Here is a 25,403-nt window from a genome sequence, read left to right on the forward strand (position 1 = left end):
TTATTTATTTTTGATAGGTATGGATCTAGACTACCTTGAATATCTTCAATGAAATTCTCACCTTGTAGCCTTTAAGTTGATATCGCAAAATGATTACATTAACCTTTGAATACGAGTAATTTTGAGAAAATTTCTGATTTTCCTACTTTTTATGCAGACTGGCATGTTTGCCTGTCCTGCCATTTCCGGGTCCCCAGCTATAGCCAAACCCCTTCAGGTGATTTCGCCCAATGGCCAGATCCGGGTCGCTTGTGAACTGAAAAATGACCGAATAGAGTATGCCGTATGGCTCAATAAGAGCCAGGTCATTGAGCCTTCTGTATTGGAACTCGAATTCGATGATGGAATTTTTGGTCATAACCTGATGATCGGCAAACCTGTATATCGTAAAGGGGTGGAAACATATGAACTGGTAGTAGGCAAGAAAAAGTTGGTGCAGGACCATTTTCAGGAGTTATCGTTGCCTATTGAAGAGCGGCAAGCCCCTTTCAGGAAAATTAAGATATTGGTGCGTGTATTTGATGACGGGGTAGCCTTTCGGTATGAGTTTCCCGAGCAGCAGGGACGCAAAGAATTGGTGCTTATGGATGAACGTTCGCATTTTCATATCGCCGGAAATCCCAAGGTATTTGCCCTAGGTTTACCTAATTATACCAGCTCCCATGAAGGTATTTACACCGTCGGTAAACTTGATGATCTTCCTGCCGATTCTTTGTATGATATGCCTGCCCTATTCGATTTAGGTGGTAAGGCCTATCTGGGTATAACCGAAGCGGCTTTGCTGGATTATGCCGGGATGTATTTGGCACGGCAGAATGGCCTTTTGACAAGCAAACTCTCTCCCCGGCCAGGTGAAGGAGGGGTGAAAGTGAGGGCCTCGCTGCCGCATAAGAGTCCGTGGCGGGTACTTTTACTAAGCGATCGGGTTGGCACGCTTATCGAGAGTACGATCATCACCAGTCTGAATGCACCCAATAAACTGGGAGATGTAAGTTGGCTCAAACCTGGTAAAACTACCTTCCCTTGGTGGAATGGGAATATTGTACCCCTTACTTTGAATGCTCCAGGTAATAACTTTGAAACGGCTCAATACTATATAGATTTTTGTGCCCGTAACGGTATAGAATATCATTCGGTGGTAGAGTACGGCGTGCGCCAATGGTATGTCGACGATGGCATACGGTATATGCCCGGGCCCAATGCCGATGTTACTACCCCAGTACCGGGTCTTGACATGCAAAGGATCTGTGACTATGGAAAGCAAAATGGAGTAGGAATTCGGGTATGGGTGCATTGGGCCGCATTGTATCCGAAAATAGATGCTGCCTTTGCCCGCTTCGAGGAATGGGGTGTTCAGGGAATGATGATCGATTTTATGGATCGGGACGATCAGGAAATGGTGAATATCCAAACTGAAATGTTAGAAAAAGCTGCCAAACACCATTTACATATACAATTTCATGGTGCTTATAAACCTACGGGTCTGAGTCGTACTTACCCCAATGAATTTACCCGGGAGGGCACCCGAAATTATGAGGTTAACAAATGGGAACCGAAGGGATTGGCCCCATTCGACGATATAAATATTCCATTTACAAGGATGTTGGCCGGGCCCACCGACTATCACCTGGGAGGATTTCGGGCTGTACCTTCCGACTCTTTTAAACTGCAGTATATTGAACCTTTAATGCTAAGCACTCGGGCCCATCAACTGGCCATGTATGTGGTCTTAGAAAGTTATCTTCAGATCATTAGCGATTATCCTAAGGCCTACGAAGGCCAACCAGGTTTCGATTTTTTAAGACAGGTGCCTACTAACTGGGACGATTCTAAGGTTTTAAATGCTCAGGTAGGAGAGTATCTTACTATTGTGCGCCAGAAGGATGAAGTCTGGTATCTAGGAAGCATTACCGATCATAAACCCCGACAGCTCCGAGTTCCACTGGCCTTTTTAGGTGAGGGGAAGTACCGAGCAGAAATCTATGCTGACGCACCCGATGTAGACCGATATCCGAATCACCTTCTGATTTCGACCAGGCTGGTGAACCAGAATGAGGACTTGGATATTCGCTTGGAAGCAGGTGGTGGGCAGGCAGTACGATTTGTGAAATTACCTTGATACCTGAACTGGCTACGATGAGGAATAGCAAAAGACTCTTGACTTTTTACTTTAGAGACAGAATAAATTGTGATTTTTTGAGATATGATTGACATTTCTTATTGGTTCAAAATGTCATTTGTAGTACCTTGTAGGCTGCAAATAAGTCGTTTAACTTATTCTGCCCATCTCAATGATGGGCTGCCGCTTCTGACCATATATTTTTTTGACATATCATCTTTATTATCATGGCGAAATATAACCTTTTAGTAAATAAGAGACGCTACCAAGCCGAAGTAGCTGACGATACGCCGCTTCTATGGGTTCTACGTGATCATTTGGGGCTTTCAGGTACGAAGTTCGGTTGCGGCATAGCACAATGTGGCGCCTGTACGGTTCACTTGGATGGTACCGCCGTACGCTCCTGTGTTTTACCTGTCTCTGCTGTTGGCATGGCTGAAATCACCACGATCGAAGGCCTTTCTGAGCACGGAGATCACCCTCTTCAGCAAGCCTGGTGCGATGTGGATGTACCTCAATGTGGCTATTGCCAGGCCGGTCAGATTATGACGGCTGCTTCCTTTTTAAAAGAGAATCCTAACCCTACCGAGGAGGAAATTGTCGAAAAAATGAGTGGTAATATCTGCCGTTGTGGCACCTACCACCGAATACGTGAAGCTATCAAAGTGGCCGCCTCTAAATCCCATTAATCATGAAGGAAACCGTAAACAATTCCAGGAGAGATTTTATGAAAATCGCTGCCTTAACGGGTAGTGGTTTATTTTTAGGCTTTAACTGGTCCAATTCTCAGGCCAGCCCCGTTGTCGTGAGTGGCGAGACCATTACCAATGGGTTGTCACAGTTCAATAGCTATCTCAGTATTGGTGCCGATAACATTATAACCATCGTGTCACCAAATCCGGAAATCGGGCAGGGGATCAAAACTGCCTTTCCTCTCGTGGTGGCCGAAGAACTGGACGCCGATTGGAGCAAGGTGCATACCGTGCAGGGAGCATTGGACAACAGTCGATTTGAGCGACAGGTGACAGGTGGTAGCGGAGCAGTACCCCATTCCTGGGAGAGACTTCGCATGGCAGGGGCAACGGCCAGGCAGCTTTTGATGGCTGCTGCCGCAAAACGCTGGTCAGTGCCTGTCTCTGAATGTAGCACAGACACTGGGAAGGTTTTGCATAAAGGTTCTGGGAAGTCGCTTTCCTATGGAGAATTAGCCGTGGAAGCAGGGAAAATGGAGACTCCCAAAAACGTAGTACTAAAAAATCCCAAAGATTTTAAGCTCATTGGCACTGAGGTTCCCAATGTAGATAATAAAAATATTGCGACTGGAAAGCCTATGTTTGGGATCGATTTTCAGCGAGAGGGTATGCTCCTTGCCCAGATACAGAGACCTAAGGCTTTTGGGTTAAAATTGAAATCGGTGGATTCGGCAGCTGCCAGAAAAATGCCAGGTATCATAGATATTGTAACATTTGAGGACAGTGTTGCCATTGTGGGCAAATCTACTTGGGAGATCAAAAAAGCTAGGGAGGTTTTAAAAATTACTTACGAACAAGGAAGCGATCTGGAGAGTAGCAGCGACCATAATCGTATATTTCAGCAATTGCTAGCCCAAGGCACACCTACTGTCCGTAGGAAAGAAGGAGACGTTGAAAAAGCATTTGCAACGGCAGCTAAGGTTGTCACCGCTGAATATCAATGTCCCTTTTTGGCCCACAGCCCAATGGAACCCATGAACTTTTTTGCACATGTACGTGAAGATGGGGTTGAGCTAGTGGGGCCTACCCAAACGCCCGACAGGGCGCGGGGAGAAGCCTCTAAAATTACGGGGATTCCTGTAGAAAAAATAACCGTGGAGATGACACGGCAGGGAGGGGGCTTTGGAAGAAGGCTATCTGCCGACTTTGTTCGGGAAGCAGTATTCGTATCCAAGCTGGTAAAAGCCCCCGTTAAGGTAATTTGGACCCGTGAGGATGATATGACGGGAGGAACCTACCGCCCGGCAGTTCGCTACCGGTTTGAGGCCGCCCTAGACCAGGCGGGTGATATGATTGGCTATAAACTAAGGGGGGTAGGGATGAATGCCGGCAACCCAACCCGTGAAGATAACTTCCCCTCCGGCGCCGTTCCCAATCTTTTAATCGATTCTGTAGACCATCCGTCCCCCATTACCACGGGGCCATGGAGGGCACCCATAACCAATTTTCTGGCTTATGCCGAGCAGGCATTCCTGGACGAAGTAGCAGAGGCTGCCGGAAAAGATCCCGTTCAGTTTAGGATCGAAATGCTTGAAAAGGCAAAAGAAAAACCTTTTGGTGAAGTCAAATATGATATAGACCGGATGTTGGCAGTGACCCGATTGGCTGCAGAAAAAAGCAACTGGGGCAAGAAAAATGGAGTGCATCAAGGTTTTAGCGTCTATTTTTCTCACCGTTCCTACGTAGCTCAGGTAGGCGAAGTAGTGCTGGAGAAAGGGAAGCCTGTACTGAAAAACGTAGTAGCCGCTGTTGATTGTGGAATAGTGGTTAATAAAGGCGGAGCCTTGCAGCAGGTACGGGGGGGCGTAGTAGATGGAACCGGGCATGCCATGTATGGAAATTTGACCTTTACAAAAGGTGCTCCCGATCAGAGTAATTTCGATGGGTTCAGAATGATTCGTATGAATGAAATTCCTGAGGTTGAGGTGCATTTCGTAGATAATGGTATTGACCCCACTGGACTAGGTGAGCCCGCGTTGCCGCCTACCGGGGCTGCAGTAGCCAATGCAATTTATAAAGCGACTGGTAAAAGACTGCGCAATCAACCCTTCATATTAGAAGAACCGTTCAAGGGTGTTTCATAGGAAATGCTTCCAGGGCTCCAGCTCTCGGAAGTAGATAAACCCTCACTGTCGGCCAAACAATACGACTAAACATGGTGTATTGATAGTAAATTCCTCCCCATCACTTCTTTGGGGAGGATATATGGCCCAGGTCTCACTACAGTATTAGGAGTGATAGCCGAAGGGGCTCAATTTTGCCTATATCTTATACATGATGAATCCGAATACATTTTCTTGGGAGTTATTCCATAAGGCACCCATTGTAGGTATCCTTCGTAATATTACGATAGAAGATCTTCCTATGCTCTTGCAAATCTATAGTGAAGTGGGGCTAACTACCCTAGAAATAACCATGAATACGCCTGGCGCGGAAGAGATGATTGCCTACGCTGTTGCCAATGCACCTGAAGGGCTTAATATTGGAGCAGGCACCGTTTGCACGGATCGGGAGTTGAAATCGGCTTTGGAGGCGGGCGCCCAGTTTATAGTTACTCCAGTAGTATCAGCTAAAATCATAAAAAAGTGTGTAAAAAAGAGCATTCCTATATTTCCTGGAGCTTATACCCCCACTGAAATTTATAAAGCTTGGTCTTTAGGTGCTCCCATGATTAAAGTATTCCCGGCCACAGCTTTAGGGCCTACATTTATTCGAGATATTAAAGGGCCCTTTCAGGATATAAAACTGATTCCTACTGGTGGGGTTTCCTTAGAGAATTTCATAGAATTCAAAAATGCAGGAGCCGATGGGTATGGTTTAGCCAGTCTTCTTTTCGACAAAAAAATGATAGCTAATAAAGATTGGCCGGCACTTAAGGTCCATCTTGGTAAATTTGTTGCGTTATTATAAATCAGGTAAATAAGCCTAAACCACTACATTCTATGATTGGGTGAGCCACCAACGGTATGGATTATCCACTTACCTTTGTATATGGATTATTTCAAAAAACTGCTTGGACTGCTTCAGATAGAACGGGAAGAGGACCGACTGTCTTACAAAAAACTCACAGAGAATACTTCCGTTTCTGAGCGCAGAGGCGAAGGTCTCGCCTGGTATCCCATTGCTATACGAGGCACCGAGATGGGACGAGGAGATTATCTGACCGTAGAGTTGGAGCGTACTACACATCAGGATATTGCGCATCAATTCCGTTCCGGAATGCCAGCAGTTTTGTTCTCCAACCATGACCCCAAAGAAGACCGCGTTGAAGGGACAATCTCCTATCAGAATGGCAATCGACTGAAAATTGCACTGCGAAATGAAGAGCTTCCCGATTGGTCGCGAGATGGCAAGCTGGGCATTGAATTAATGTTTGATGATAACAGCTATGACGAAATGAATGCCGCTTTGAAAAAAGCGGAAAAGGATTTGGAAAACCCTGCTCGACTACCGTTGATGCGGGTTCTATTGGGAGAAAAGGAGCCATCATACCACCCGAATCCTATAAATTATCATTTTAAGGGACTGAATGAATCCCAGGAAAATGCTGCCCAAAAAATTTTAATGGCCAATGAGCTGTCCATTGTTCATGGCCCTCCTGGTACAGGTAAGACTACTACCCTTATCCAAGCGATTACGGCGTTGGCTGCTACAGGATCCGAAAAGATTCTGGTCGTAGCCCCAAGCAATACTGCCGTCGATCTGCTTAGCGAGAAACTTTCCGAAGAAGGACTTCATGTGGTTAGGGTTGGGAATCCTGCTAAGGTTTCCCAACGGTTGTCTGCCCTTACCCTGGATCATAAAATGACCGCCCATCCAAGAACCAAGGAAATTAAGGCGCTGAAGAAGCAAGCCAATGAGTTTCGGAATATGGCGCATAAATACAAGCGCAATTTTGGCAAAGCCGAAAGAGAACAGCGTAAGGCGCTTTTTGATGAGGCTCATCGAATCATAAAAGAAGTAGGCAGAACGGAGCAATATATAATTGACGATCTCTTGAGTAAAGCCCAGGTAATTACCGCTACTTTGGTAGGTAGTAATCATTACACGGTTCGAGAGTTGAATTATGACACGTTGGTGATCGATGAAGCAGGTCAGGCACTGGAGCCTGCCTGCTGGATCCCGATCCTAAAAGCGAACCGGGTGGTTCTGGCTGGGGATTATTGTCAGTTACCCCCTACCATTAAATCTAATCAGGCGGCTCAGCAGGGCTTGTCTCTTACCTTACTAGAGAAGTTGGCCGAAACGTACCCTAATCACGTAACACTTTTGGATACCCAGTACCGTATGAACCAGGCGATTATGGGCTATTCGTCCCAGGTGTTTTATGAAAATCGCCTGATTGCACACAATTCTGTGGCCAACTGGACTCTATTAGGAGAGAAAAAAGCCCTGGCCTTTATCGATACAGCGGGCTGCGGTTTTGATGAAAAGCTGGAGGGAACCAGCTCTACCAACCCCGAAGAGGCGTCTTTCGCCATCAGATACCTGTCGCATCTGGTTTCTGAAATGGAAACACGGCCTGGTTATACTGCAGAAAATTTCCCTTCTATTGGGATCATTTCCCCTTATAAGCAGCAAATTGAATTATTAAAAACCCAGGTCGACAGCAGTCCGGTATTCAGGAGCTATGGTGGCACTGTTCAGGTCAATACTATCGATAGTTTTCAGGGACAGGAGCGCGATATCATACTGATTAGTCTTACCCGTAGCAATATAGAAGGGAATATAGGTTTCCTTTCTGATATTCGTCGAATGAATGTTGCCATGACCCGGGCCCGTAAAAAACTTATTGTGATTGGAGATAGTGCCACGCTCGGATCCCTGCCATTTTATGCCGACTTCATTGATTATACCCAGAACTGCGAGGGATATTTTAGTGCTTGGGAATTTATGGATGTTTAAGAACAAGGAAAATAATAATAGGGATGCTATTGAATGCCCCGAGGGGGATATCGTACAATAAGTATAAATGCCAACCTGAATTTTTCAGAACTCCTTTATTAAAGAAAATAGAATGGCTCATGTATCCGTTAGTAAGATGGGACCTTATCCTTTATTTTTAAAATCTTAATTTTCACTGATTTTCAGCTATTTTTGTAGTGCACTTAAACTAAAATGATATTCCCCTTTAGCATTTAGACCTGATCTTTCAGTACACACGCATATGAAAATAAAATTACTAGTCTCATTTATCATAGCATTATTCCTGGGAACTTCCGATGAAGTGAGTTCTCAAGGGCTTTGTGACCGGGGTGGGGGTGGCTTCACCCTCGATAAAAACGAGGGTTGCGCTCCTTTACGGGTCACGATCACCAATGATATTGCGGGTTCTCTTGCAGACGACTACTCCGTTAATTATGATGGGAAGTCTCTGGCCGGGGTCCAATTTTCCGACTTGAGAAGTCCGTATTCAAATGAAAAGACCGTCACTTATGGTGCGCCAGGCGTTTTTACAATATTGCAAAAGGTCGTTTTAGGAAACGGACAATTTTATGCCTGTAAGACGGTAAAAGTATTAGAAGTAAGGCCGGTAGTTGCTACCTATTCGTCTTGTGGAGGATCTAAAATTATTGTTACCCTGGTAAGTGATAATATCTTAAATGCTTACGATCGCTTACAGTTCGACTGGGGAGACGGGAATAAAACGGAATGGAAAAAAGGAGATAATCTGACCCTGGAGTATACATACCAGAATACATCAATCCAACCGACTATTCGAATTACTGGTCTTTATGACGCTCCATCTGCATGTACCCAAGGGTTCCCACTTAATATGCCTGTCAAATTCGAACAGGCACAACTTCAGAGCATTGCCATTAATAGTGTTGAAATGAAGGGAAATGGAAGTATGGAAATTAATTATTTGGGCCTTTCAGGTGTAAATACCGATCTGAAGTACAGTACGGATAATGGAGCCAATTATTCGGTTGCGGCTACGCGAACCACCGGTGGGGTGCAGATTGCTAGGATAAACGGATTGAACACTGCCCAAATTTATAAGGTAAAATTAGGTTCTCGCGACTTGTGTGGGGGTGTACTCGATAGCGAAGTGATTACCTCCATGGTCTTAAAGGGATCTACTGCCAATGAGTCAAATATCCTGAGTTGGAATGAGTATCCAGCCGGGCAAGACTTTGATAGTTACGAGATATTACGCGATGGGAAATCTTTAGAAGTTATTAAGGATATCAAGACCCTCAGTTTTACTGATCTGGATGTACAGTGCGGTGATAATTTTGAATATCAATTAATTGTCACTACGAAAAATATAAAATCTATTTCAGCACCTGTAAGTGTCAAAACAGAAGTAAGCAGTCCAGGGCCTATTACAGAGGCCTCCGTAACTGTGGCTAGTGACGATCTGATCATTATTAATACGGCTGTTCCAGGAGCTAGCGGGAAAAATAACTACGAAATAATGATTGAAAAGGCGGATGCGGGAAGTACGGTGTTTAAGCGATTGACAACTTTATATAATCAGCTTACCTATTCAGATCCCGATGTGGAAGCCAATGCGCAATCTTACTGTTATCGGATGACTTACCGAAACGCCTGTGGGCAACGTTCTGCTGCCACAGAGCCAATCTGCACGATTCATCTGAGTACGGATATACCCTTGATTAAATGGACCGGAGAAAAACCCTTTATGGACGCAATAGCCACATACGAGGTAACTCAGGAGAGTCCATCCAAAAAGGAGGTAACCGATGTAGGCCCAACTACCAGTTTTGTCCCGAAGTTCGACAACCAAACCGATTTGTCATATACCTTTCAGATTACGGCCAAATCGGTTAACAGGAACTTTGAAAGTGTTTCGAATATTTTGTCAGTTAATCGGGACGTAGCGCTTTATCTGCCTTCGGCTTTTACCCCTGACGGAGACGGATATAATGATCTGTTTCAGGCCTATGGAGCCTTATATAAAACTTTTTCTATGTCTGTTTTTAACAAATGGGGGAAAGTTGTATTTCATACCACTGACATTCAAGATGGCTGGGATGGCAGAATTCAGGGAGAAGATGCTCCAATTGGATCGTATGTATATAAAATTACTGTTGTTGATATCCTGAATCAGGAAGTTAGTAAAACAGGCACGTTCATGTTGCTTAGGTAAAGGGAAAGTTCTTTACTCTTATTATCTGTTAATCATCCAAATTTTCTTGTTCCATCCATCTTAGCCTTGTCAGGAGGTTAAGATGGATTTTTTTTGCCCCAATTCCTTCCAAATAAAATATTTATCGCCTTATTCTCTCTCCACCGCTTTCGTTTGTGTGGATTACTGAAAGTTAAAAATCAGAAAGAGCCTTCGATCATGGGAAATACGGAGTGTCTCCTTGACAAAATATAATCCCCACTGACTTATCATTCCAGAGATTACTAGCCTTACCACGGGCCGATGGGAGTCGATATGTCGACCTGTTTTTAGGTAAATCTATATATGTAACTTGTTGATAAATAGATAATAGTATTTATTTTATTGCAAATTTTAATATTGTATAATTGTAATATATATAGTAATTTTATGATATATGAATTATATGTTTCATAAAAATTACTACTAATATGAATAATCATCTACTATTAGTGTTAGGGTTTCTGCTACTCATCAGTAGGCCGGGACTCTGTCAGGAGCAAACGGTAACGGGAACCGTTACGACGGCGAATGGGTCCGTGCTCCCAGGAGTGAATATTACGATTAAGGCAACCACTCGAGGCACGAGTACTGACCAGAATGGTAAATATGAACTAAAAGCCAGCAAATCTTCCACCTTGGTATTTAGCTTCATTGGTTTTTACAAGAAAGAGGTAGTAGTAGGAAACCAAACGACCATTAATGTTATCTTGGAAAACGAGATTAATGAGTTGGAGGAGGTCATCGTTACGGCCTTGGGAATTAGTCGGGAAAAAAAATCATTGGGTTTTGCCGTTCAGGAGATTCAAGGTGACCAGGTGGCGGCAGTTAAGCAACAGAACTTCGTCAATTCGCTTTCCGGGAAAGTAGCGGGCATACAAATTCGTCAGAACAATACTTTTGGAGGATCAACAAACGTCCTCATTAGAGGCAATAATTCGCTTGCCGGGAATAATCAGCCGCTTTTTGTGGTCGATGGAGTACCTATTTCTAATTACCAGGGAAATAGCACCAATCAAACCAATGGAAGAAGAGGCTACGATTACGGTAATGCCGCCTCGGATATCAATGCAGAGGATATTGCTAGTATTTCTATCTTGAAAAGCGCCGCTGCAACAGCCTTATACGGTTCCAGGGGCTCGAATGGTGTGGTGCTCATTACCACCAAAAGAGGTTCTAAACGGCAAGGGCTGGGATTAAGTGTCTCCTCTGGGGTCAATTTTGGCAAAATTGATAAATCGACTTTTATAAGATACCAGAAGAAATATGGAGCGGGCTATTCTCCCTGGTATGGGCCTACGAACCCCTATTTTGAAGATGCCGATATAAATGGAGATGGGGTGACTGATCTCGTAAATCCCACCCGGGAGGATGGGTCTTATGGAGCAAAGTTCGACCCCAATTTGATGGTGTACCAGTGGGAATCTTTCGTGCCGGAATCCGAACATTACCTTAAACCCCTGCCCTGGGTTGCAGCCCAAAATGATCCTTCTACATTTTTTGAACAACAGGTGACTTGGAATAATACAATCGATCTGAATGGTGGAAATGAGAACGGAACTTTTAGACTAGCATATACTTATTTTGACGACAAAGGTATCTTACCCAATAGTTCTCAGAAAAGGCATAACTTAAATTTTAATGGAACCTATCAGTTCAGTTCTAAGCTGAAGGCTTCTATCTCCAGTAATTATACGAGGCAGGGGACAATCGGACGTTTTTCTACGGGATATTCCGACAATCTGATGACCAATTTTAGACAGTGGTGGCAGACTAACGTGGATATTAAAAGACAGAAATATTTTTACGATCTCACTGGTAGAAACGTAACATGGAACATGAACGACCCTATAAATGGTGACACGGGGCCTATCTATTGGGACAATCCATACTGGACTCGATATCAAAACTATAATTCTGATAGTCGGGGACGGCTTTATGGGAATATCAAGGTTGATTATCAGCTAACCGACTGGTTCGGACTCATGGGTAGAGTTTCAATGGATACTTATAAAGAACTCCGAGAGGAACGTCGTGCCGTAGGTTCAATTGCCGCCGAGTTCGGACTTCAAAATAACGATGAACGTTCTGGCTATCAAAGGACGGATATAGACTTTACGGAACAGAATTATGATCTGATCGGTAACTTCAATAAGGATTTAAGCGATGATCTTAATTTGAATGGTTTGATAGGACTAAATATTCGTAAGGAGAGTCGGGAACGTATTATTCAGTCTACCTCTGGTGGTTTGGCCCTGCCTGGGTTATATGCGATTAGTAACTCGGTGAATACCGCCCCTCTACCTGCTGAGTCCCTGGCAGAGAAGCAGGTGAACGGCTATTATATCAGTGCATCCCTAGGGTATCAAGATACCTATTTCCTGGATATTTCCGATCGGATTGATGTTTCTTCTGCTCTGCCCCAAGCCAATAATACTTATAACTACTATTCTGTATCGGGGAGTTATATATTTTCGAATCATCTGGATATGGGATGGCTGCGTTTTGGTAAACTCAGAATAGGATATGCTGAGGTAGGGAATGATGCGCCAGCCCTCAGTGTGGGTGATGTGTATGGGCGGATCGATAATTTTGGGTCTGCTATTTTGACCTCCGTGCCATCCACAAAAAACAATCCAGACCTGAAGCCTGAACGAACCAAAAGTTGGGAAGCAGGACTCGAATTAAATACATTTTCGGGCAGGCTGGGGCTCGATTTATCCGTTTATAACGTCAATACCATCGATCAGATCCTAAGGGTAACGCAGTCTTATACGACAGGCTATCAATATCGCTATGTCAACGCCGGAAACCTTACCAATAAAGGGGTTGAGGTGGCCCTGACCGGTATACCTCTGAAAAGGAGCGGATTTGAATGGAAGGCCGTTGTAAACTGGTCTAAAAATGTGAATCGCGTAGGCTCCCTTTATGAGGGGGTTACCAATATTGTTTTGAATACCTTTCAAGGAGGTATTACCATTAATGCCACACAAGGAGAACGGTATGGTACTATTCGCGGTACTGGATTTGAGTACCTAGACGGTCAGAAGGTGGTAAATACTGCCGGGTATTACAAATCGAAACAGGATCAAGTCATTGGTATTGCCCAGCCCAGGTGGGTGGGTGGGATTACTAACAGTATTACCTACAAAGGGGTTAATCTGAGCTTTCTGGTGGATATGTCAAAAGGCGGGGAAGTATATTCCTTGGATATGCATTATGGTCAAGGAACGGGTCTGCCCGATTATACAGCTGCAATTAACGACTTAGGGAATGAAGTCAGAGCCCCTGTAGCCGATGGTGGGGGGCTGATCAATCCGGGGGTTCAGGCCGATGGTACCCCTAATACCGTTCGTACCAGAGCCAATGATTACGGAGGCTATTACTACTGGGGTAATGCGGCCAGAAATCCTGGAGCTCTGACCACCTATGATGCCTCTTATGTCAAACTTAGAGAGGCTGCTGTCTCTTATAGGTTACCCTCTAAAATATTGGGAAAAGCGGTTCAAAACGTCACTTTCTCCGTTGTTGGTAGGAATTTGTGGATCATTCATAAGAAGGTGCCCTTCGCTGACCCTGAGTCAGGATTGGGAGCCGGGAATTCCCAAGGCTATCTTTCAGGCTCATATCCGACCGTCCGGAATTTAGGTTTTAAGCTACAACTTGATTTTTGATATACCCCAAAAAAAGAAATTATGAAAAAGCTAATCTATATACTGCTCATTGGCATATGCTTTAATTGCACGGATAACTTTGAGGAACTGAACTCTGATAAAAAGAATCCGGCAATGGTAACGGGCGAATCCCTGTTTAATAATGCTACCGAACGCTTCCATCATATTCTCAATAATGCTAGTGTGAATACTAATGTTTTTCGCTTATATGCGCAGTACTGGGCTCAGACTACCTATCCTGATGAGAGTCAGTACCAGCAAGTCCAGCGGAAAATCCCTGATAACTGGTATGCTAGGTGTTATAGGGATGCCCTTAAAGACTTAGATGAAGCCAAGAAGATTCTAAATGCCGAACCTACCAATAGTATTACAGCGCCCATTAAAAAGAATAAGTTGGCGGTAATTGCTATTTCGGAGGTGCAAATCTGGGCAACTTTGGTAGAGCTTTTTGGAGATATACCCTACTCTGAAGCATTAGACTTTACCAAACCTAATCCCAAGTACGACGATGCCAAGACGGTTTATTATGACCTTATCGTGCGCTTAGATCAGGCTATTGCCGATATTGAGGCCTCTTCACCTGGTTTTTCAGCCAATAGCGATCTGGTTCATGAGGGAAATATGGGCATGTGGCTTAAGACAGCTAATTCCTTTAAGTTACGCATGGCGATGCGTTTGGCTGATAGTGATCCTCAAAAATCCAGGACCATGGCCGAATCGGCCATTAAGGGTGGCGTCTTTTCTTCTATAAGCGAAGACTGGTCAGTAACTTATACTACCAATGCTCCCTATACCAATCCTGCCTACGAAGATCTGGTCTTAAGTGGTAGAAGCGACTATGTTGCGGCCAATACCATAGTCGATATAATGAATACGCTCAAGGATCCCCGGCGCGGTAAGTACTTTCAAGAAAATTTGGGTAAGGGAGTTTTTAAAGGAGGGAAATATGGATCCGGAAATGCTTTTACATCTTTTTCTTCAGCAGGTGAATTCCTCTATGTCGCCGATAGTCCGGGAATTTGTATGCGGTATTCGGAAGTGCTTTTTCTGAAGGCTGAGGCAGCTCAGAGGGGATACGATATGGGTATGACCGCAGCTGAACTATATGCCATGGCCGTGAGAGCCTCCATTCTGGAATGGGGGGGCAGTGAGCAGGAGGCTACCGCCTATCTTGCCCAGCCATCTGTAGCCTTCGCCACCGCAGCTGGTAGCTGGAGGCAAAAAATAGGGCTTCAAAAATGGCTTGCACTATATAATAACGGACTGGAAGGCTGGACCACCTGGAGATTGATGGACTTCACTGGGTTCAATATACCCGAAGGTCTTACCCACGATGATATTCCTGTTAGACTCGTTTACCCTGTCGATGAAGCTACTCTAAACGGGGATATGCTACAGAAGGCAGCAAAAGCCATTGGAGGAGATACGCCCGGCACACGCCTCTTTTGGGACATTCAATGAAGTTGAATTTTTTATTCCTAAATCGCTGGCTTTACCCGCTTTATCAGGGTAGGGCCAGCATTTTAGTTGAGACATGGCGTTTTTTAATACCCTAAACGATAATTAACATTATCTTCATACTGCCTCGAAAACTTTATTCTATGTTTATATAATCAAAAGAATGCCGAGGAAATGGCCGTAATACATTGTCAAATTGCGTACTTTATGGTCTTTACAAAAAATAGAATATTTGATTATGGAGTGGTATGAAGAAGAGGTGAAGCGCGTGCTTGCGGTACAGGAAATAATAATTGATCGGCCCTCAACCATTTTTTATGGAAGTTCAAGCATCACCTTATGGAGTACGTTGGGTGAGGATTTTAAGTCATTAAATGCGGTGAATTTTGGATTTGGTGGATCTACCCTGGCTGCTTGTGCCTGGTTTTTTCCTCGACTTTTTACTTCTGGAATGGCATTGCAGAGATTAGTGCTCTATGCTGGGGACAATGATCTCGGTGACGGCAGAAATCCAGAAGAAGTATTTCTCTTCTACACCCAGTTGATGTATCAAGTGAGGCAGAAATTTGGTAATATCCCCTGTTATTTTATTAGCATCAAACCTAGCTTTAGCCGTTGGGAAATTATAGGAAGAATTAAAACAGCCAACAAATTGATCAGGAACGAAATAAGTCAGGATCCTTTCCAGCATTATGTTGATATTTATCCTGCGATGCTTAACGAACAAGGAATTCCGGCCCGACACCTGTATGAACCCGATGGTTTGCACATTAGTGCCGCAGGGTACGATTTATGGAAAAGGGAAGTCCGTCAAGCGATATTGCTTGCAGAAAATTTGGGAAATATTTAAAACCTGTAGTTTGCATATGGAAAGAGCCTATCATAAATGGTTTAGCCCCGTATTAAATCGTTCGATGGAGCTATTAGTTTTTGGCCAAAGTGGTATGCCCGTCCTCTTTTTTCCAACTCGAGCCGCGCACTTCTACGACTTGGAAGACTGGAGGATAATAGAGGCTATGCGGGATAAAATAGAACAGGGATTTATTCAAGTCTACTGCGTAGATAGCATTGATTGCGAAAGCTTTTACTCTGCATTGAAACCACAGGATAAAATCCACCGTCATCTGCAATACGAAAAGTATTTACTAAAGGAGGTTATTCCTTTTATAAAGCGCCAAAATAAAAATCCTTACTTGGCCGTTGCTGGTTGTAGTTTAGGAGGGTATCATGCCGTAAATCTCGCCTTTAAACATCCGGCCGTTTTTCACAAAGTCCTTGGAATGAGTGGAAGATACGACCTGACGAGACCCTTGCCATTCTTTGCCGATCTTTTCGATGGGTATTTCGACGAAACAATCTATTATAATATGCCCAACCGCTTTATCCCTGGTATTCGGGATAGAAAATTATTGGCACAGCTGCGCAAATTAGATATTACCTTGGTGGTGGGGCAGGACGACGCTTTTCTCCCAGATAACCAACAGCTTAGTGAATCCCTGCAACACTTGAATATTCCGCATAAACTCTACGTATGGGAGGAAGAGGCACACCGACCACGCTATTGGCGCCAGATGGTGAGGATATACCTTTAGACCTATAAATAATAATCCCTTTTCCAAACCCTTCATGGAAAATTCGTGTTCAGTAAGGGCTGTTAGGCATTTGGCTGCCGATGGTCGCTATATTTTTTATATCAACAAACGGGACAGAATGAAAACCAATCGTAGAACATTTATGGGACAGGCATTAAAAGCAGGGGGTGTGGGGGTTTTGGCAGGTCAGCCTTTAAAAGCAGAACCTTCCGGGGAAGAATTAAGGAGACCAAAGGTGCTGTTTTTTGATGTCAATGAGACCTTACTCGATTTGAATGATATTAAGAGTAGTGTCTCTCAGGCCTTGGGAGGTCGCTCCGAATTATTGCCGCTATGGTTTACCACCATGTTACAGTATTCCTTGGTAACCACTGTCGGCAACCGCTACGAGGACTTTGGAGCAATAGGAGCTGCTGCTTTACAGATGGTTGCTGCCAATAATGGGATAATGCTTTCGGAACAAGATGCCAAAACTGCTATCAAGCCTATATTAAGTCTCTCTCCACATCCAGAAGTAAAACAAGCCCTTACCGATCTGAAAAAGGCTGGATATAAAATGGTTTCTTTAACCAATTCGTCGAACAAGGCGGCGGCTGCCCAGTTGTCGCATGCTGGTATCAGCGAACTTTTCGATGAGCGCCTGAGCATAGAGGAACTAGGAAAATACAAGCCTCATGCCGATGCATATCAATGGGCCTCACGAAAGATGAACGTTGCATCCGGTGATTGTATGATGATCGCCGCACACGGATGGGACGTTGCCGGGGCGATGTGGGCAGGTTGGCGTGCTGCTTTTGTGAGTCGTCCAGGGCAACAGCAATTTCCATTGGCTCCTGCAGTAGAAATTTCCGCTCCCAATATTAAAGAAATTGCCAAGGTTTTGATCGCCTACGGAGCCTGATGAATTTTGAGGCTGTAAGCTGTCGGCTATCGGCGACCGGCTGTAGGCGGTTGTGCGCCATCGGCAGGTGTGGTGTCATGCTGAGCCTGTCGAAGCATGGAGCTGGTGTCCTCCGGCTGTCGGCTGTTGGCTATCGGCTATTGGCGACCGGCTTTCGGCTATAAGCGGTTGTGTGCCATTGGTAGGTGTGGTGTCATGCTGAGCCTGTCGAAGCATGGAGCTGCTTCCCCCGGCTGTCGGCTATCGGCGACCGGCTGTCGGCTATAAGCGGTTGTGCGCTATCGGCAGGTGTGGTGTCATGCTGAGCCTGTCGAAGCATGGAGTTGCTTCTTCCGGCTGTCGGCTATCGGCGACCGGCTATCGGCGGTAAGCGGTTGTACGCCATCGGCAGGTGTGCTGTCATGCTGAGCCTGTCGAAGCATGGAGTGGCTTCCCCCCGGCTATCGGCGACCGGCTTTCGGCCATAAGCTATCGGCAGGTGGCCGGTAGGGTCCGCAATCCCCAGCGTGGCGTTAGCTTGGTAGCTTTAGGTCCATATGTCGTAGGCCGCTGGATCTAAACCAGGTGCCTTATTGTGATCCCATCAAATCCCGAAGGGATGTCATTATTATAGGGGGCGCCCGATGGGCAGTCCAGCCAAAACCCAGAATGGGTGACATGATAATGGATTAAAAGACATTATTTATTCAAACTTTCTACTAAGATGTCACCCCTGACGGGGCTTTGTACTGTTGGTTTGTGATTTTCTACTAAGACGTCACCCCTAACGGGGCTTTGACTGGGCTTCGCGCATTAAGCGCCGAAGAATCTAAAGCCAGGTGCCTTATTGTGATCCCATCAAATCCTGAAGGGATGTCATTATTATAGGGGGCGACCGATGGGCAGTGCAGCCAAAACCCAGAATGGGTGACATGATGGCTGTAGGCATTCGGCTTATAGAGGTTCCGGCAATGGTGAAGTTATGCTGAAGGTCATAAAAAAGGACTTAGAAATGAATCTAAGTCCTTTGTGGTCTCGTAGGGATTCGAACCCCAAACCTCCTGATCCGTAGTCAGGTGCTCTATCCAATTGAGCTACGAAACCGTTCCTTAATTGGACTGCAAAGGTATAATATGGATTTTAAGGATGCAAATCCTGAGGGGATAAAATTTGTATAAAATCGAAAATAAATTTATTTGCCCTGATAATCAGGCTTCTTTTTTTGGAGAAAAGAAGAGATTCCATTCTTTGCATCGGTAGTTTTACTAAGTTGGTGCTGATGTATTCGCTCCAAGTCCAACATCTGTTCTAAACTGCTATGCTGCGATTGGTTCAGAACTTGCTTCATCGCTGCTATTGCTTGAGTAGGGGCATGACGGTAGTAGAGCAGTAGTTTCTCTACTGTAGAGTCTAGCTCGCTTGCTGGGACGGCATGGGCGATCATGCCAATATGTTGCGCTTCGCGGGCGGTCACCCGCTGACCTGTGCTGGCTAGAGCAAAGGCTCGGGCTGAGCCCACCAGCCGGGGGAGGATGAAAGTAGCTCCTGCATCGGGCATGAGACCGATTTGGACGAACATAAATGCCAAGTAGGCGCTCTCGGTAGCTACCACCATATCGCAGCTTAATGCCAAAGAAGCTCCTGCGCCAACTGCCAGTCCATTGAGTCGACATACGACTGGTTTGGGAAGGCTACGAATAGCCATAATCATGGGGTTGTAATACTCTCTTAAGGTTTGATCTACATCGATTTTACTATCTAGGGTGTCTTTCAGGTCGGCCCCAGAGCAAAAGGCAGTGTCGCCCTCTGCCGTTAACAAGACGGCCCGGACTTCTTCGTCAGATGCAGCTACTTCTATAGCCAAGGTGATTTCTTTTATCAATTCTTTATTCAGGGCATGGTGAACATGGGGGCGGTTAAGGCTAATCCGTACGATGCCCTCTTTATTTTGAAAGTTCAGATGTTGATACATAGCAGTTTCATTTAAGGATGTTTCCAATAACCTCTAAGATAAGAAAAGCTAGGATGAAGAAGGGCTAAATCAAAAGAAATGATAGATGGTAGAAGCTCCGATGATTAGTCCAGAGGCTAGGCCCGCCAGTATCTGCCGGGGGGTATGGGCATTGAGCTGGAGTCTGGCACCGAGTAAGAAGCCAGTTAGTATGATGCAGATTAAGAGGTAAGGAAGTAAGGCCTGTTCGTGAAAACGGACAAATAGTGCTCCTAAAATGCCTAAGGCACCCCCCATACCTGTAGCATGAGCACTGATTTTCCAGTATAGACTCACCAAAGCCACGACGACTAAGGAAAGGGTAACACTGCCAAGCAGAAATCCAATTTGAGGGGCCAGGTTAGCAATGGGTTGAAAATACCAGCCAAAGAAAAATGTGGCTGCAGCATAGATCAATATGGTGGCTAGATAGGGCAAGCGTCGCTGCGAAAGCTTGTCGATATGCAAGGAGCTGATAAGGCCAAATCGTTGCATATAGTAAACAACCACAGCGGGGGCGACAAAGGTATTGATAAAGAGCAGCAGGAGTAGACTTCCTAATGCCGAGGATTCCAAAACACGTACGCCTATCAGATCGGGGGATACAAAAAATAATATCCCGAACAAATAGGTGGTGATGATCAGGGGGTGGAATGCGACGGAAAGAAATAGGGCTAGGCGGCTGTTCAAATTAATATTTCTGGTTATGTTGAGCTGGCAAATGTATGTTAAAAGGCTCTTTTGTACAACGGATACGTATCGGGTAAAAAATCAGACAGGCATTCAAATAGGTTTTCGAGGGGTATTTTGTAGTTTTGCGCCGAAATTTATATGGTGTTACCGCAAGTCTTTTACCTTGCGGCACCATTTAAGTAATGACCAAAACTGAAAAAAGAATGGGACCGTTGCAAATCAAAGATCTATTACAACAAGCACCTGAAGGACAGGCTGTGACCCTAAAAGGGTGGGTAAGAACGAAGCGTGAAAGTAAAAATGCCATTTTTATCGCATTAAATGACGGCTCCACCATTCATAATATTCAGGCCGTTGCCGGTCCTGAACAGTTTGCCGAAACACTCATACAGCAGGTTACTACTGGGTCTTGCTTACGAATAGAAGGCACACTGATCGCCTCTATGGGGGCTGGCCAGTCGGTAGAAGTACAGATTTCGGAGTTGGAAGTTTATGGAACCGCAGACCCTGAAAAATATCCACTCCAGCCCAAAAGACATTCCTTAGAGTTCTTAAGGGAAATAGCACATTTAAGACCCCGTACCAATACATTCGGGGCGATCTTGAGGGTGAGACATGCACTGGCCTTTGCCGTGCACCAATATTTTAATGAAAAGGGGTTTTTCTACCTCCATACACCCATTATTACGGCTTCTGATGCCGAGGGCGCCGGAGAGATGTTCCGGGTGACAACCCTGGACATGGATAAGCCTCCGCGCGATGAGCAAGGGGCTATCAACTATAAGGAAGACTTTTTTGGCCGTGAGGCTAACTTGACCGTTTCTGGACAGCTCGAAGGGGAGTTGGGGGCACTGGCACTTTCTAAAATTTATACTTTTGGCCCCACTTTCCGAGCCGAAAATTCTAATACCACGCGCCATCTAGCTGAATTTTGGATGATTGAGCCAGAAATGGCATTCTTTGAGCTGGCCGACAATATGGATCTGGCGGAAGATTTTGTAAAAACGGTTATAGGGTATGCCCTGGAGCATTGTAAGGACGATTTGGATTTTTTACAAAAGCGCCAGGCCGAAGAGGATAAATCTAAGCCTCAAAATGAGCGCTCCCTGCCACTTCTGGAAAAACTAAGTTTTGTAGTGGATAATCCTTTTGAGAGACTTACCTATACCGAAGCCATTGAGATATTGTTAAAGTCGAAGCCTCATAAGGAAAAGAAATTCCAGTATCCTGTCGGTTGGGGGATCGATTTATCTAGTGAGCATGAACGTTATCTGGTCGAAAAACATTTTAAGAAGCCCGTTATTCTTACCAATTACCCGAAGGAAATCAAATCATTCTATATGAAGCTTGATGAGGATGGTAAGACTGTACGCGCTATGGATGTGCTCTTTCCAGGCATCGGAGAGATAATAGGCGGTAGTCAGCGAGAAGAAAACTATGACAAACTGCTGGAGCGAGTAAAAGAAATAGGTATTGATCCTGAAAATGTATGGTGGTATCTGGAAACTCGCCAATTTGGAACGGCACCACATTCGGGCTTTGGCCTTGGTTTTGAACGTTTAGTACTTTTTGTAACGGGGATGGCTAATATTCGGGATGTTATTCCTTTCCCTCGCTTTCCTAAGAGCGCCGAATTTTAATTTTATCTTTTATTTAGTACTGGCCTCTCTATTCTTTACGTTGGATAGAGGGGCCATTTTTGTAATGGGTGAAGGGCTTTCCACATGGTGGCAATTTTGACAATTAGAAGAAATTGTTAGAGAAACCCAATTTTCTTCTATACTTATGACGATGGGTTATACAGTTGTACTGGGATATCCCTAGTTTTGGCGATTGAAAAACTGTTAATGGCCTTTAGAATAGCCTATGATGAGAGACGTGCAGCCGAAGTGGTGGTGGGGATTGGTAGCCGTAATTGGAATATCGCTGATTTCCTGGGGTTTGACGGGCAGAGGAGACCACATTGCCCAACGGAATGTTCTATCCGAAGAAGAGCGGGTGAAGCTGGATCCTACCCGGCCCAAAAAACAAGATTCGCATACAGCCTATAAAATAACCCGAATAGACGAGATATTTCAGCGGAAACGGCGTGGAGGTTTCAATGGCAATGTTCTGGTGGTTCAGGATGGTCAATTATTGTACCAAAAGTCATTTGGTTATGCGCATTTAAAAGACAAGGATTCATTGGATCAGACCTCTCGGTTTCAATTGGCCTCCCTTTCAAAACCCTTTACAGCTGTGGCGATACTTCAACTGGTTCAGCAGGGAAGGATCAGTTTGAGCGATTCTGTTCAACGCTTTTTTCCTGATTTTCCTTACCCCGGGGTAAAAATAGATTTACTGTTAAGTCATAGGAGTGGGCTGCCCAATTATATATATTCTTTCCCTGATAGCGTACGCCATGGGCGAAAGTACCCGTCTAATATGGACATCATGGACTGGTATGCACGGGTGAAACCCACGCCTCAGCGTTATAACCGGCCCGATCGTTCCTTTGTCTACTGCAACACAAATTATTGCGTCCTGGCAGCTATTGTAGAGAAGGTATCCGGGAAAGCATTTGGCAGTTATCTCCAAGAAAATATTTTCGATCCCTTGGGCATGAACGATTCCTATTTGGTATCGGACAGCTCCGCTCTGGCTGCGGTAAACCGCACCGTGGGGCATCAATATGGTCGGCAGATACCCAAAGATTATTATGATGACGTCGTTGGGGATAAAGGGATATATTCTACAACAGGCGATTTATACCGATTCTATAGTGGACTCACCAAAGGGTTACTTATTTCGGACTCTCTGCGGGCGGAAGCCTTTACTCCTAGAAGCTTTGAAAAACCGGGGATTCGAAATTATGGGTATGGGTTCCGCATGCATACCAATCCCGATCGGTCTGTGCGCTTTATCTACCATGGGGGCTGGTGGAAAGGGTATAATACACTGATGTGGATTAGTCCTAAATCTAAATCAGTTATTGTGGTACTCAGCAACTCCTATAACCGATCGACCTACGATATTAAGGATGTATTGGAAGTGCTGGAAGGCGAGGACCAGCTTGAGGATATTGAGAAAGACATTTAACGTAGTTTGAATTCGGGGTTTTATTCAAGATATTTGCCGAATGAATCGATTTATACCAGTCTATGCCTGAAGCCTCGCGTTTTTTTCCTGTAAATGTGTTGCTCCTACTACCATTTATGGTTTTTGTGGTATTGTGGCTTTCGGGACGTAAGTTCAACAGGCTAGCCGGTTGGCTGGGGGCCTTGGCCACTTTCGTAGGATTGGTGATAAGCCTATGGATACCTAATCCTGATAAGGTGCAGGTGTTCAGCTTTGCATGGACGCAGATCGGCGAACGTAGCATTACCCTAGATTTTCGATTGGACGGTCTTAGTTATCTGATGCTTGCAGTTGTACATTTTGTAGCCCTGCTCGTTCAGTTATACTCCACGGCATATCTTAAAGGGGACCCCAATCTACACCGATATTTTGCCTTTATTCAACTCTTTTTATTTTCAATGCTAGGCATAGTCTTGTCGGGAAATCTGCTGATTATGTATGTGTTTTGGGAGCTGGTTGGGCTCTCTTCTTATCTGTTAATTGGATTTTGGTACCAAAAGAAACGGCCTGTTTGGGCGGCTCAAAAGGCCTTTGTACTCAATAGAATTGGTGATGCTGCCTTCCTAACAGGGATTTTACTATTGATATACTATACTGGATCTACCGACTTAGAGGCTTTGACCTATTCCATAGCTTCCATTTCGCCTGGAATGCTAACGTTTATTGGTATTTGTCTTTTTGGTGGTTGTATGGGTAAGTCTGCGCAGTTTCCCCTTTCGGGTTGGCTACCTGATGCCATGGAGGGGCCTACTCCTGTTTCGGCGTTGATTCATGCCGCTACTATGGTGGCCGCAGGAATATTTCTACTTGCTCGCATTGTTTTCTTGCTGACTCCGGAGGCCCAGCTCTTTATAGCTATTATTGGCACCGTAACCATGTTGTTAGGGGCCTTTCAAGCCATGAGTGCCTGGGATATTAAGCGCGTTCTTGCATTTTCCACCATGTCGCAACTGGGGTTAATGGTAACAGCTGTAGGCATAGGTAGCTGGCAAATGGCCATTTTTCATTTGGTTACCCATGCGTTTTTCAAAGCTGGTCTCTTTCTTTCAGCAGGTTCTGTTATTCACGCTTTGCATGGCGACGATTCTTTCGATGCCCAGGACATGCGTAATATGGGCGGTTTACGAAAACCATTACCTATTACCTTCATATGCTATTTAGTCTGTGCCTCTGCACTGGCTGGACTTCCCTTTTTCTCTGGGTTTTTGTCTAAAGACGCCATCATTACCGAAGGATTTGTCAACTTGTCGGCGTGGGGGAATTTTGGGCTTGTGTTTCCTATTGCCATCCTATTGGGTGCGGGTCTCACCGCTTATTATATGTTCCGCCAGGTATGGCTCATATTTTTTGGGGAATCACGTTATTCGACTTCTGGAATAGATCCGCACGAGTCTCCGGGAAGTATGTGGATACCGATGGCCATTTTAGCATTATTATCTGGTTTTTGGTGGTTTTCCTTCAATCCATTCAATGCGGGGCAAGGGTGGTTCCTTGCCTATTTAGGGGTCTCCGAAACCTCTCATTTGTCTTGGGTACCTCTAGTGGCAGGACTGGTAACGGCTTTGGCTCTGGGAGCTGGCTATTGGCAGTCTCGAGCCAACAAGCCTTTTGGCCTATATCACCCTCAGGCGATACAGTCCGACAAGGCCTGGCCCAGCTGGCTCCGGGACTACGCCCCAAACGCTTATTTTATCAAACCCTTCGAGGGTATATTTAAATTTACTGCAGTATTAGAAAGGTATTTGATCGATGCGTTTGTGAATCTCATAGCTCAAACTACTGTAGTATCGGGACATCTGTTGGCTTGGGTGGATCGGAATATTGTAGATGGTGTCGTGGCTGCTATTGTTGGCAGTGCCAAAAGTTTGGGAAAAGGAGTAAGGAGTCTTCAAAATGGCAGGATTCAATCTTATTTTCTGGTAACTGCCGCTGGTATGCTATTGCTGTTTATCTGGCTGTTTTTTTTATTATAAATCTATTTCGAATCCATAAT

The 25,403-nt window shown here is 44.9% G+C and carries 18 protein-coding genes and 1 tRNA gene; 15 read left to right on the forward strand and 4 right to left on the reverse strand.

What is annotated here, in order from left to right; genetic code table 11:
* Positions 1-121 precede the first annotated feature (121 nt).
* The 11 genes from X939_RS0109415 to X939_RS0109465 all read left to right on the forward strand — a co-directional run bounded on the left by X939_RS0109415 (position 122) and on the right by X939_RS0109465 (position 17,631).
* On the forward strand, positions 122-2,119 hold the full coding sequence (locus X939_RS0109415) for a glycoside hydrolase family 97 protein (protein WP_229236037.1): 1,998 nt from the start codon (positions 122-124) through the stop codon (positions 2,117-2,119).
* A 227-nt stretch (positions 2,120-2,346) separates the two neighbouring features.
* The gene (locus X939_RS0109420; RefSeq protein ID WP_025763008.1) at positions 2,347-2,808 is read left to right on the forward strand and encodes a (2Fe-2S)-binding protein; all 462 of its coding nucleotides are present in this window, start codon (positions 2,347-2,349) and stop codon (positions 2,806-2,808) included.
* A gap of 2 nt (positions 2,809-2,810) precedes the next feature.
* The gene (locus X939_RS0109425; RefSeq protein ID WP_025763009.1) at positions 2,811-4,955 is read left to right on the forward strand and encodes a xanthine dehydrogenase family protein molybdopterin-binding subunit; all 2,145 of its coding nucleotides are present in this window, start codon (positions 2,811-2,813) and stop codon (positions 4,953-4,955) included.
* 190 nt (positions 4,956-5,145) lie between these two features.
* Positions 5,146-5,781, forward strand: coding sequence for a bifunctional 4-hydroxy-2-oxoglutarate aldolase/2-dehydro-3-deoxy-phosphogluconate aldolase (locus X939_RS0109430; RefSeq protein WP_310588044.1), 636 nt, complete (start codon positions 5,146-5,148; stop codon positions 5,779-5,781).
* A gap of 81 nt (positions 5,782-5,862) precedes the next feature.
* Positions 5,863-7,776: an AAA domain-containing protein gene (locus tag X939_RS0109435; RefSeq protein ID WP_025763011.1), complete on the forward strand. Its 1,914-nt coding sequence runs from the start codon at positions 5,863-5,865 to the stop codon at positions 7,774-7,776.
* A 262-nt stretch (positions 7,777-8,038) separates the two neighbouring features.
* Complete coding sequence (locus X939_RS0109440) at positions 8,039-9,988, forward strand: T9SS type B sorting domain-containing protein (RefSeq protein ID WP_025763012.1); 1,950 nt, start codon at positions 8,039-8,041, stop codon at positions 9,986-9,988.
* 449 nt (positions 9,989-10,437) lie between these two features.
* Positions 10,438-13,680, forward strand: coding sequence for a SusC/RagA family TonB-linked outer membrane protein (locus X939_RS0109445; protein WP_044198881.1), 3,243 nt, complete (start codon positions 10,438-10,440; stop codon positions 13,678-13,680).
* Positions 13,681-13,701: 21 nt separating this feature from the next.
* Positions 13,702-15,141, forward strand: coding sequence for a SusD/RagB family nutrient-binding outer membrane lipoprotein (locus X939_RS0109450; RefSeq protein WP_025763014.1), 1,440 nt, complete (start codon positions 13,702-13,704; stop codon positions 15,139-15,141).
* A 235-nt stretch (positions 15,142-15,376) separates the two neighbouring features.
* The gene (locus X939_RS0109455; protein ID WP_025763015.1) at positions 15,377-15,988 is read left to right on the forward strand and encodes a GDSL-type esterase/lipase family protein; all 612 of its coding nucleotides are present in this window, start codon (positions 15,377-15,379) and stop codon (positions 15,986-15,988) included.
* Positions 15,989-16,004: 16 nt separating this feature from the next.
* Positions 16,005-16,730, forward strand: a complete 726-nt coding sequence (locus X939_RS0109460; RefSeq protein WP_025763016.1) for an esterase family protein — start codon at positions 16,005-16,007, stop codon at positions 16,728-16,730.
* Between the two features lie 118 nt (positions 16,731-16,848).
* Positions 16,849-17,631, forward strand: coding sequence for a haloacid dehalogenase type II (locus X939_RS0109465; protein ID WP_025763017.1), 783 nt, complete (start codon positions 16,849-16,851; stop codon positions 17,629-17,631).
* Between the two features lie 193 nt (positions 17,632-17,824).
* Here the strand turns inward: X939_RS0109465 and X939_RS24010 are convergent, their stop codons facing one another.
* Positions 17,825-17,950, reverse strand: a complete 126-nt coding sequence (locus X939_RS24010; RefSeq protein WP_262485431.1) for a hypothetical protein — start codon at positions 17,948-17,950, stop codon at positions 17,825-17,827.
* A 72-nt stretch (positions 17,951-18,022) separates the two neighbouring features.
* Between X939_RS24010 and X939_RS23780 the strand changes: the two genes are divergently transcribed.
* Complete coding sequence (locus X939_RS23780; RefSeq protein ID WP_198034387.1) at positions 18,023-18,190, forward strand: hypothetical protein; 168 nt, start codon at positions 18,023-18,025, stop codon at positions 18,188-18,190.
* A gap of 450 nt (positions 18,191-18,640) precedes the next feature.
* Here X939_RS23780 and X939_RS0109470 read toward each other — a convergent pair.
* The 3 genes from X939_RS0109470 to X939_RS0109480 all read right to left on the reverse strand — a co-directional run bounded on the left by X939_RS0109470 (position 18,641) and on the right by X939_RS0109480 (position 20,290).
* A tRNA-Arg gene (locus tag X939_RS0109470) sits at positions 18,641-18,714 on the reverse strand.
* Positions 18,715-18,802: 88 nt separating this feature from the next.
* Positions 18,803-19,582, reverse strand: a complete 780-nt coding sequence (locus tag X939_RS0109475; RefSeq protein WP_025763018.1) for an enoyl-CoA hydratase/isomerase family protein — start codon at positions 19,580-19,582, stop codon at positions 18,803-18,805.
* Positions 19,583-19,651: 69 nt separating this feature from the next.
* A complete protein-coding gene (locus tag X939_RS0109480; protein WP_025763019.1) occupies positions 19,652-20,290 on the reverse strand; it encodes a hypothetical protein in 639 nt (212 codons plus the stop codon).
* A gap of 206 nt (positions 20,291-20,496) precedes the next feature.
* Here X939_RS0109480 and asnS point away from each other — a divergent pair, with 206 nt between their 5' ends.
* The 3 genes from asnS to nuoL all read left to right on the forward strand — a co-directional run bounded on the left by asnS (position 20,497) and on the right by nuoL (position 25,383).
* On the forward strand, positions 20,497-21,933 hold the full coding sequence (gene asnS / locus X939_RS0109485; protein WP_025763020.1) for an asparagine--tRNA ligase: 1,437 nt from the start codon (positions 20,497-20,499) through the stop codon (positions 21,931-21,933).
* A gap of 226 nt (positions 21,934-22,159) precedes the next feature.
* Complete coding sequence (locus X939_RS0109490; protein WP_025763021.1) at positions 22,160-23,371, forward strand: serine hydrolase domain-containing protein; 1,212 nt, start codon at positions 22,160-22,162, stop codon at positions 23,369-23,371.
* Positions 23,372-23,433: 62 nt separating this feature from the next.
* Positions 23,434-25,383: an NADH-quinone oxidoreductase subunit L gene (gene nuoL / locus X939_RS0109495; protein ID WP_025763022.1), complete on the forward strand. Its 1,950-nt coding sequence runs from the start codon at positions 23,434-23,436 to the stop codon at positions 25,381-25,383.
* Positions 25,384-25,403: the final 20 nt, after the last annotated feature.

This window comes from Dyadobacter tibetensis Y620-1, from assembly GCF_000566685.1.
Classification (GTDB): domain Bacteria; phylum Bacteroidota; class Bacteroidia; order Cytophagales; family Spirosomataceae; genus Dyadobacter; species Dyadobacter tibetensis.

Bases quoted from the DNA above. Each gene is read 5' to 3' on its own strand.
- X939_RS0109420 (WP_025763008.1), top strand. From the start codon at position 2,347: ATGGCGAAATATAACCTTTTAGTAAATAAGAGACGCTACCAAGCCGAA.
- X939_RS0109425 (WP_025763009.1), top strand. From the start codon at position 2,811: ATGAAGGAAACCGTAAACAATTCCAGGAGAGATTTTATGAAAATCGCT.
- X939_RS0109430 (WP_310588044.1), top strand. From the start codon at position 5,146: ATGATGAATCCGAATACATTTTCTTGGGAGTTATTCCATAAGGCACCC.
- X939_RS0109435 (WP_025763011.1), top strand. From the start codon at position 5,863: ATGGATTATTTCAAAAAACTGCTTGGACTGCTTCAGATAGAACGGGAA.
- X939_RS0109440 (WP_025763012.1), top strand. From the start codon at position 8,039: ATGAAAATAAAATTACTAGTCTCATTTATCATAGCATTATTCCTGGGA.
- X939_RS0109445 (WP_044198881.1), top strand. From the start codon at position 10,438: ATGAATAATCATCTACTATTAGTGTTAGGGTTTCTGCTACTCATCAGT.
- X939_RS0109450 (WP_025763014.1), top strand. From the start codon at position 13,702: ATGAAAAAGCTAATCTATATACTGCTCATTGGCATATGCTTTAATTGC.
- X939_RS0109455 (WP_025763015.1), top strand. From the start codon at position 15,377: ATGGAGTGGTATGAAGAAGAGGTGAAGCGCGTGCTTGCGGTACAGGAA.
- X939_RS0109460 (WP_025763016.1), top strand. From the start codon at position 16,005: ATGGAAAGAGCCTATCATAAATGGTTTAGCCCCGTATTAAATCGTTCG.
- X939_RS0109465 (WP_025763017.1), top strand. From the start codon at position 16,849: ATGAAAACCAATCGTAGAACATTTATGGGACAGGCATTAAAAGCAGGG.
- X939_RS24010 (WP_262485431.1), bottom strand. From the start codon at position 17,950: ATGCTTCGACAGGCTCAGCATGACACCACACCTGCCGATAGCGCACAA.
- X939_RS0109475 (WP_025763018.1), bottom strand. From the start codon at position 19,582: ATGTATCAACATCTGAACTTTCAAAATAAAGAGGGCATCGTACGGATT.
- asnS (WP_025763020.1), top strand. From the start codon at position 20,497: ATGGGACCGTTGCAAATCAAAGATCTATTACAACAAGCACCTGAAGGA.
- X939_RS0109490 (WP_025763021.1), top strand. From the start codon at position 22,160: ATGATGAGAGACGTGCAGCCGAAGTGGTGGTGGGGATTGGTAGCCGTA.
- nuoL (WP_025763022.1), top strand. From the start codon at position 23,434: ATGCCTGAAGCCTCGCGTTTTTTTCCTGTAAATGTGTTGCTCCTACTA.